We start from the raw sequence: 8,480 nt of genomic DNA, 5'->3' as shown, positions 1-8,480 counted from the left end.
ACGCGCCTGGGTCAGGCCGGCGTGGCGGGCGTTCGGGGTGCCGCGGCCTCGTGCTCGTAGGCCGCCCAGCGCTCGCTGACGTCACGCTGCGCGCGCCGTTCGATCTCGGCGGCCTCCTCGGGGGCGACCGCGCCGAGGCGGGTGAAGCGGGTCTCGGTCGCGGCGAACTCGGCGAGCGGCATCGACGGCTTGCGCGAGTCCAGCGAGAACGGCGTCTGCTCGCGGGGGTCGACGCGGTACAGCGGCCAGTAGCCGGACTTCACCGCGGCCTTCTGGTGGTTCAGGCCGTCGGTCATGTCGATGCCATGGGCGATGCAGTGGCTGTAGGCGACGATCAGCGACGGGCCGTTCCAGCTGGCGGCCTCGTGGAAGGCACGCACCGTGTGCCGGTCGTTGGAGCCGAGGGCGACCTGGGCGACGTAGACGTCGCCGTAGGCCGCGGCGATGAGGCCGAGGTCCTTCTTGCGGGTCCGCTTGCCGCCGCCGGCGAACTTCGCGACGGCGCCGCGCGGGGTGGACTTCGACGCCTGGCCGCCGGTGTTCGAGTACACCTCGGTGTCCAGCACCAGCACGTTCACGTTACGTCCGGAGGCGAGGACGTGGTCGAGGCCGCCGAAGCCGATGTCATACGCCCAGCCGTCACCGCCGACGATCCACACGGCCTTCTCGACGAGGTTGTCGACGAGCGGGTCCAGGCGCCGGTTGTGCTCGGGGGCGCCGGCGAGGCGCCGGCGCAGCTCCGCGACCCGGGCGCGCTGCGCGGCGATGCCGGCGTCGTCGCTCTGGTCGGCGGTGAGCAGCTCCTCGACGAGGCTGTCGCCGACGAGCGGCGCGGCCTCGCGCAGCAGGCGGCGGGCCTCGTTCTGCTGGCTGTCCAGGGCCAGGCGCATGCCGAGGCCGAACTCGGCGTTGTCCTCGAACAGCGAGTTCGCCCAGGCCGGGCCGCGGCCGTCGGCGTCGGCGGTCCACGGGGTCGTCGGCAGGTTACCGCCGAAGATCGACGAGCAGCCGGTGGCGTTCGCGACCAGGATCCGGTCGCCGAACAGCTGGCTGAGCAGCTTCAGGTACGGCGACTCGCCGCAGCCGGAGCAGGCGCCGGAGAACTCGAACAGCGGTCGGCGCAGCTGCGAACCACGCACGTCGGTGGCGGGAACGAGCGTCGGGTCGATCGCCGGCAGCGTCTCGTGGAACGCCCAGCCCGCCCGCTCCTCGGTGATGCGCGGCGCGGCGTCGACCATGTCGAGCGCCTTGTGCTCGGCGTTGGTCTTGTCTATCGCCGGGCAGACCTTGGCGCACAGGGTGCAGCCGGTGCAGTCGTCCGGGGCGACCTGGATCGTCACCCGCAGGCCGGCGAGATCCTTCTCGCGGGGCTCACGCGATTTGAACGTGGCCGGGGCGTCGGCGAGCAGCGCCGGGTCGAACGCGGTCATCCGGATCGCGGCGTGCGGGCAGACCAGGGTGCACTTGCCGCAGTTGATGCACAGGTCCGCGTCCCAGACGGGCAGCTCGCGGGCGATGCCGCGCTTCTCGTAGCGGGCGGTGCCGACGGGAAAGGTGCCATCGACGGGCAGCGCGCTGACGGGCAGCAGCTCCCCCTCGCCGGCCATGATCCGCGCGGTGACCTCCTTGACGAACACCGGCGCGTCCACGGCCAGCGGCCGCCCGGCTCGGGTGCCGACCGAGCGCCCGCGCAGGTCGACCTCGGCGAGCGCGCCGAGGGAGGCGTCGACGGCGGCGTAGTTGCGGGCCAGCACCTTCTCGCCGCGCTTGCCCTGCGCGATCCGGATCGCGTCCTTCACGGCGGCGACGGCGCGCTCCGCCGGCAGCAGGCCGGACAGGCTGACGTAGCAGGTCTGCAGGACGGGGCTGACGATGCCGGCGAGGCCGGCGTCGCGGGAGACCTTGTCGGCGTCGACGACGAACAGCCGGGCCCGGCGGGTGAGCAGGTGGCGCTGCGCGTTCGCCGGCAGGTGCTCCCACACCTCGTCCGCCGAGTACGGGCTGTTGATCAGGACGGTGGCGCCGTCGGCGGCGACGGCGAGCACGTCGACGCGGTCGAGCAGGGAGAACTGGTGGCAGCCCACGTAGTCGGCGTCGCGGATGAGCCAGGGGGCGTCCACCGGGCGCGGGGACAGCCGCAGGTGCGAGACGGTCATCGAGCCCGACTTCTTCGAGTCGAACACGAAGTAGGCCTGGGCGTGCAGCGGGGTGTGGTCGGCGGCGATCCCGGCGGTGGCCCGGGTCGAGCCGACCGTGCCGTCGCTGCCGAGGCCGTAGAACACCGCGCGGCGCACGTCGTCGGCCTCGGGGAAGCCGGCGTCGTCGACGGTGAGCGAGAGGTGCGTGAGGTCGTCGGCGATGCCGACGGTGACCTGCCGGCGCGGCGTGGGGCCGACCAGTTCGGCGAGGACGGCCGCGGCCATCGCCGGGGTGAACTCCTTCGACGCCAGGCCGTAGCGGGCGCCGATGACGCGGGGCATGGTGCGCCGGCCCTCGACGACATCGGCCTGCTCGGCGAGGGCGGCCAGCACGTCGAGGCGCAGCGGCTCGCCGGCGGCGCCGGGCTCCTTCGTGCGGTCGAGGACGGCGATCGCCTGCACGGTCGCGGGCAGGACGGCGAGGAACGCGTCGGTGTCGAAGGGCCGGTAGAGCCGGACCTGGACGTAGCCGACCTTCTCGCCGCGGGCCACGAGCTGGTCGACGGCGTCGCGCACCGCGGAACGACCCGAGCCCATGATGACGATGACCCGCTCGGCCTCCGGGTGGCCGTGGTAGTCGAAGATCCGGTAGTGCCGGCCGGTGGCCGCGCCGAGGCGCTCCATCGCCCGCGCCACGATGGCGGGCAGGGCGTCGTAGTAGGCGTTCGCGGCCTCGCGGGCCTGGAAGAAGGTGTCGGGGTCCTGCGTGGTGCCGCGGATGACGGGGTGGTCCGGGGACAGCGCGCGGGCACGGTGCGCCTCGACGAGCTCGTCGGTGAACAGGTCGCGCAGGATCGCGTCGTCGATCTCGGTGACTTCGTTGAACTCGTGCGAGGTGCGGAAGCCGTCGAAGAAGTGCAGGAACGGGACGCGGGACTCGAGCGTGGCCGCGTGGGCGACCGCGGCCAGGTCGTGGGCCTCCTGCGGGGAGGCGGAGGACAGCATGGCGAAACCGGTGGACCGGGCGGCCATCACGTCGCTGTGGTCACCGAAGATGGACAGCGCGTGCGTCGCGATGGTGCGCGCGGCGACGTGCAGGACCGTCGGCGTCAGCTCACCGGCGATCTTGAACATGTTCGGCAACATCAGCAGCAGGCCCTGCGAGGCGGTGAACGTCGTCGACAGGGCGCCTGCCTGCAGTGCACCGTGCACCGCGCCGGCCGCGCCGCCCTCGCTCTGGAGCTGGACGACGTCCGGCACGGCCCCCCAGAGGTTCGTGCGTCCCTTCGCCGCCCACGCGTCCGCGAGCTCCCCCATCGCCGAGGCCGGCGTGATGGGGTAGATCGCGATCACCTCACTCGCCCGGAAGGCCACCGAGGTGGCGGCCTCATTTCCATCGATCGTCTTCTGACCCATGCTGTCCAGAGTCGGCCGCCGAAGCGCCGACAGGGCAGGACTTCCGTCCCTCATCGGGGGCCGGAATGTACCGATATGTCTTGCTGATCGCGGGTACGCCGAGCCATTCGCAGTCGGGTAGCGCCCCCATCGCCCCAGCTCAGCCGTTTGTGACGACGACCGCAGCCACACCATCGCTCGCCCCCCGCCCCGCCACCCCGCCCCGCCTCGCCACCCCGCCCCGCCTCGCCACCCCGCCCCGCCTCGCCACCCCGCCGTCACCGTCCCACCGCCCTCGTCGCGTCCCGTCGTGCGGACATGGGCGCTACGCGGAAGTGTCCGCGGGTGGTGCGGTGGGTGGTCGTGGACTCCGCGGCGTCGCGAGGGGGCTTGGGTTTCGGGCCGCTTCTGTAGCGCTGTGCGTCCGATTTGCCCCCGCAGAAGCGGCCCGGAAGGCGCCCCGCGCCGGCGGGGCGGGATGAAAGGGTGGGGGCGGTCGGGTGTGGGCGGGGTCGGTTGGGGAGGTGGGCGACGTGGGGCAGCGGGTGTTCGGGGGGATTCATCGGCACGGGTTCGCGCGGGTGGCTGCGGCGACGCCGCGGGTGCGGGTCGCGGAGCCGGCGTTCAATGCCGAGGCGACGATCGCGCTGGCGCGCCAGGCGCACGACGAAGGCGTCGACGTCGTCGTCTACCCGGAGCTCGGGCTGTCGTCGTACGCGCTGGGCGATCTGCTGCTGCAGGACGCGCTGCTCGACGCGGTCGAACTCGCGGTCGCCGCGGTCTGTGACGCGAGCGCGGAGCTCGGGCCGCTGCTGCTCGTCGGCGCGCCGCTGCGGCGCGGCGGGCGGCTCTACAACACGGCACTGGCGATCTCCCGGGGGCGGCTGCTCGGCGTCGTGCCGAAGACGTTTCTGCCGAACTCGCGGGAGTACTACGAGAAGCGCTGGTTCGCCTCGGGCGCCGGGCACGACGGCCTGGAGATCACCGTGGCCGGGCGGACCGTGCCGTTCGGCACCGACCTGATCTTCGCGGCGGACGATCTCGCGGATCTGGTCGTCGGCGTGGAGATCTGCGAGGACTACTGGGCGCCGGTGCCGCCGTCGTCGTTTGCGGCGCTGGCGGGGGCGACGCTGCTGACGAACCTGTCCGCGTCGAACATCGTCGTCGGCAAGGCCGCGGTGCGGGCGCAGCTCTCGGCGGCGCAGTCGACGCGGGCGATGGCGGCCTACGTCTACTCGGCGGCGGGGACGGGCGAGAGCACCACCGACCTGTCCTGGGACGGGCAGGGCACCATCCACGAACTCGGGGATCTGCTCGCGGAATCCGAGCGGTTCGCCGACGGCCCGGCGCTGCTGGTCGCCGACGTCGACCTTGCCCGGGTTCGGCTGGAACGGATGCGCACCCCGACGTTCGGCGACGCGGCGCGCCTCGCCGCCGAACCCGCGCGCCGGTTTCGCACCGTCCGCTTCGCGCACCGCCCGCATGGCCGCGACGTCGGGCTGCGCCGACCGCAGCGGCGCTTCCCGTTCGTGCCGGACACCCCCGAGCGCCTTGACCTGGACTGTTACGAGGCGTTCAACATCCAGGTGCACGGGCTGGTGCAGCGGGTCCGTGCGGTCGGCGGCGGGCGGATGGTGATCGGCGTGTCCGGCGGGCTCGACTCGACGCACGCGCTGATCGTCGCGGCGAAGGCGTGTGACCGCCTCGGCGTGCCGCGCTCGTCGATCCTGGCGTACACGATGCCCGGTTTCGCCACCGGCGAGCGGACGAAGGCCAACGCCTGGGCGCTGATGCGGGCGCTGGGCGTCTCCGCCGCCGAGATCGACATCCGCCCGGCGGCCCGCCAGCTGCTCGCCGACCTCGGCCATCCGGCGGCGGACGGCGCGGCGCACTACGACGTGACGTACGAGAACGTGCAGGCCGGCCTGCGCACCGACTACCTGTTCCGGCTGGCGAACCAGGGCGGCGGTTTCGTCGTTGGCACGGGTGACCTCAGCGAGCTGGCGCTGGGCTGGTGCACGTACGGCGTCGGTGATCAGATGAGCCACTACGCGGTCAACGTCGGCGTGCCGAAGACGCTGATCCAGTATCTGATCCGCTGGACGGTGGGATCCGGGCAGTTCGACGAGGACACCGGCCGCCTGCTCACCGAGATCCTCGGCACCGAGATCTCCCCGGAGCTGGTGCCCGCCGACGCCGAGACCGGCGCGATGCAGAGCACCCAGGACCGCATCGGCCCCTACGAGCTGCACGACTTCTTCCTGTTCCACCTGCTGCGCTACGGCCTGCCGCCGTCGAAGATCCTGTTCCTGGCCTGGCAGGCGTGGCGCGACGCGGACGCACCCGGCTGGCCCTCGGGTTTCCCGGCCGCCGACCGGCACGCCTACGACCTGGCCACGATCGAACGCTGGCTACGGGAGTTCCTGCGCCGTTACTTCGCCTCCCAGTTCAAGCGCTCCGCCCTGCCCGACGGCCCGAAGGTCTCCTTCGGCGGCGCCCTGTCCCCCCGCGGCGACTGGCGCGCCCCCTCCGACGCCAGCGCCACCGCCTGGCTCGCCGAACTCGACCGGGGCGGCCCACCCCGCTGACGAGACGTCCACGCTGACCGCAATTTGTCACTTTATTGGCGTTGATCCTGGTCTGATGATTTCCTGGCAGGTAGTGCACTGTACGCAGTGGGTCTGTCGCCATAACGTCAACAGACGGCCGCTTTCGGTGGTCGGACACGTACGGTGGCGCCATCCCCCGCATGTTCGGCGCGGCGGACCGGGTGCGCACGAGCGGGTCGCGGAGCCGAGGGGGTGGCGGGGACGAGCGCGGATCCGGCGGCGATCCTGCGGTTCTGGACCTCGGTGGAGATGTTCAGCCCGCCGCAGGTCGAGGCCGTCGACCGGGCACGGCGGGTGTACCGGCTCGAACCAGGCCAGCCGCTGCCCTGGGAACCCGAGCACGAGCTGGCGGGGGTGCGACGCCAGCGGGACCAGGTCTGGCGCCACGTCGTCTACCTCGGCGTGTTCGGGCTGGACGCCGTCCACGATCGTCTCGCCCAGGTGTACGGCAAGGAGGAGGACTCCTTCGACGCCCGCCCGGCCGGCGACAGCGCGCTCGCCGCCGTCATCGTGTCGCCGACGGGCAACCCGCTGCCGGACACGCTGACCCTGTCCTGCTGCGCCTGGGCGACGAGCCGGGCGGTCGCCGAACGCCCGACGTCGCCGGACTGGGCGGCGGACTTCGACCAGGCGACGACGTCGTTCCCCGACGAGTTTCGCCGGGTCCTGGCACCGTACCTGCGGCACGAGGACGCCTGCGAGCAGTGCCGCCTTCGGGCGCGCGCCGAGGCTCAGGCTGCCGGGCCCGACGGACGGGGTTCGTCCGGCAGCCGCAGTTCGTCCGGCAGCCGCAGTTCGTCCGGCAGCCGCAGTTCGTCCGGCAGCCGCAGTTCGTCCGGCAGCCGCAGTTCGTCCGGGAGCCGCAGTTCGGACAGCAGGGTCGACGACGTGGACGACTGCTACCGTGAGGACGAACCGTCGCCGATCACGCTGGCGGGTCTGCGGGCCGGTCTGAAGGCCGCCGCCGCGGCGACCGGCGTGGCGGGGCTGTTCCCCTACGCGGAGATCCGGGTCGCCAGCACGCTGATGTCCGCCCAGGCCGCCGGGGCGGGCGAGACCCACGACTTCCTGAACAGTTTCGTCCTGCCGGACCTGCGCGGCGTCGCCACGCAGGCCGCCCACACCCCGCTCGGGGCGGCGCTGGGCTCCTACCTGCGTCCCGACGCCGAGGTGGACACCGCCCGGCGCCTCGACGTCCGCCAACGACTGGACGTCGTGCTGGCCGAGACCCGCCCGACGCGGGTGCCGCCGGGGCGTTGGCCGAGCACGCCGGAGCATCCCCTCGCGCTGAGCCAGCAGCTGGCCGTCAACCAGGTGCTGGACATGCTGGGCGGAGTCGGCGGGATCTTCGCGGTCAACGGGCCGCCGGGGACGGGCAAGACCACGATGCTGCGGGACATCGTCGCGGCGATTGTCGTGGAACGGGCCCGCCGGCTGGCGGAGTTGGCCGATCCCACTGCGGCGTTCACCGGCGAACGCCACCGGTGGAAGACCGGCGACTACACCCGGGTCGTCCACTCGTGGTCACCGGCCCTGACCGGATTCGAGATGGTCGTCGCGTCCGCGAACAACGGCGCCGTCGAGAACGTCACCAACGAGATCCCGGCGCGCGACGCGATCTCCGACGACTTCCGCGATGCCGCCACCCACCTCGACTATTTCGCGACGATCGCCAGCACGCTGCTCGGCAGCGGCGGTGCCGACGGTGGTGGCGGCGGCGGTGGCAGTGGCAGTGGTGGCAGTGGTGGCAGTGGCAGTGGCAGTGGCAGTGGCAGTGGCGACGGTCGCGGTACGGAGCCGGGAGCGGAGGGTGGCCCGGCCGCGTGGGGGTTGGTGGCCGCGCGGCTCGGCAACAAGCGCAACCGCGGCCGGTTCGTCAGCGACTTCTGGTACGGCCAGCGCGGTGTCCCCGCGGGCCAGCCGGGCGCCGGATTGCTCGCCACTCTCAAGGAGTACGAGCAGGTCCCGCCGTCGACCTCCTGGCGCGCGGCGACCGAGGAGTTCCGCGCGGCGTTCACCGCCGTGACGTCCGCGGCCGCCGCCCGCGACCGGGTCTTCGAGGTGGCCGGCCGCGAAGGCGAGGTCCATCAAGCGGCGCAGGCCGCCGCCACGGACGCCGAGAACGCCGTGACGGCGAGCGCGACGGCGCGGCGCACCGCCCAGGACGCGGCCACGCTGCTGGACCAGTGGCAGGCCGAACGGGCGCGGCGCTTCGCTGTCCGAGTGGAGCACCGTCAGTTCCGGCCCGGCCTGCTCGAATCGCTGTTCTCCCGCGCCGCCGCGCGCGCCTGGCGCGCCCGCGACGCCGAACTCGCCGCCGACCTCGCCGCCGCCGAAC

The 8,480-nt window shown here is 73.0% G+C and carries 3 protein-coding genes; 2 read left to right on the top strand and 1 reads right to left on the bottom strand.

Annotated elements, in window-relative coordinates:
- Positions 1–11: 11 nt before the first annotated feature.
- The gene (gene nifJ, locus MXD58_RS14170; RefSeq protein ID WP_248837637.1) at positions 12–3,554 is read right to left on the bottom strand and encodes a pyruvate:ferredoxin (flavodoxin) oxidoreductase; all 3,543 of its coding nucleotides are present in this window, start codon (positions 3,552–3,554) and stop codon (positions 12–14) included.
- A gap of 512 nt (positions 3,555–4,066) precedes the next feature.
- On the opposite strand from nifJ, the gene MXD58_RS14165 reads away from it, so the two are divergent.
- Both MXD58_RS14165 and MXD58_RS14160 read left to right on the top strand, forming a co-directional pair.
- The gene (locus MXD58_RS14165; protein ID WP_250609392.1) at positions 4,067–6,121 is read left to right on the top strand and encodes an NAD(+) synthase; all 2,055 of its coding nucleotides are present in this window, start codon (positions 4,067–4,069) and stop codon (positions 6,119–6,121) included.
- Positions 6,122–6,334: 213 nt separating this feature from the next.
- Positions 6,335–8,480, top strand: a 2,146-nt coding sequence (locus tag MXD58_RS14160) for a hypothetical protein (protein WP_518478047.1), incomplete at its 3' end; no start/stop codon positions are given.

Origin of the sequence: Frankia sp. AgKG'84/4, from assembly GCF_023242965.2 — a bacterium.
Classification (GTDB): Bacteria; Actinomycetota; Actinomycetes; order Frankiales; family Frankiaceae; genus Frankia.
The sequence above is the reverse complement of the archived record's forward strand: the minus strand, read 5'-3'. Positions and strand labels throughout refer to the sequence as shown.

Bases quoted from the DNA above. Each gene is read 5' to 3' on its own strand.
- nifJ (WP_248837637.1), bottom strand. From the start codon at position 3,554: ATGGGTCAGAAGACGATCGATGGAAATGAGGCCGCCACCTCGGTGGCC.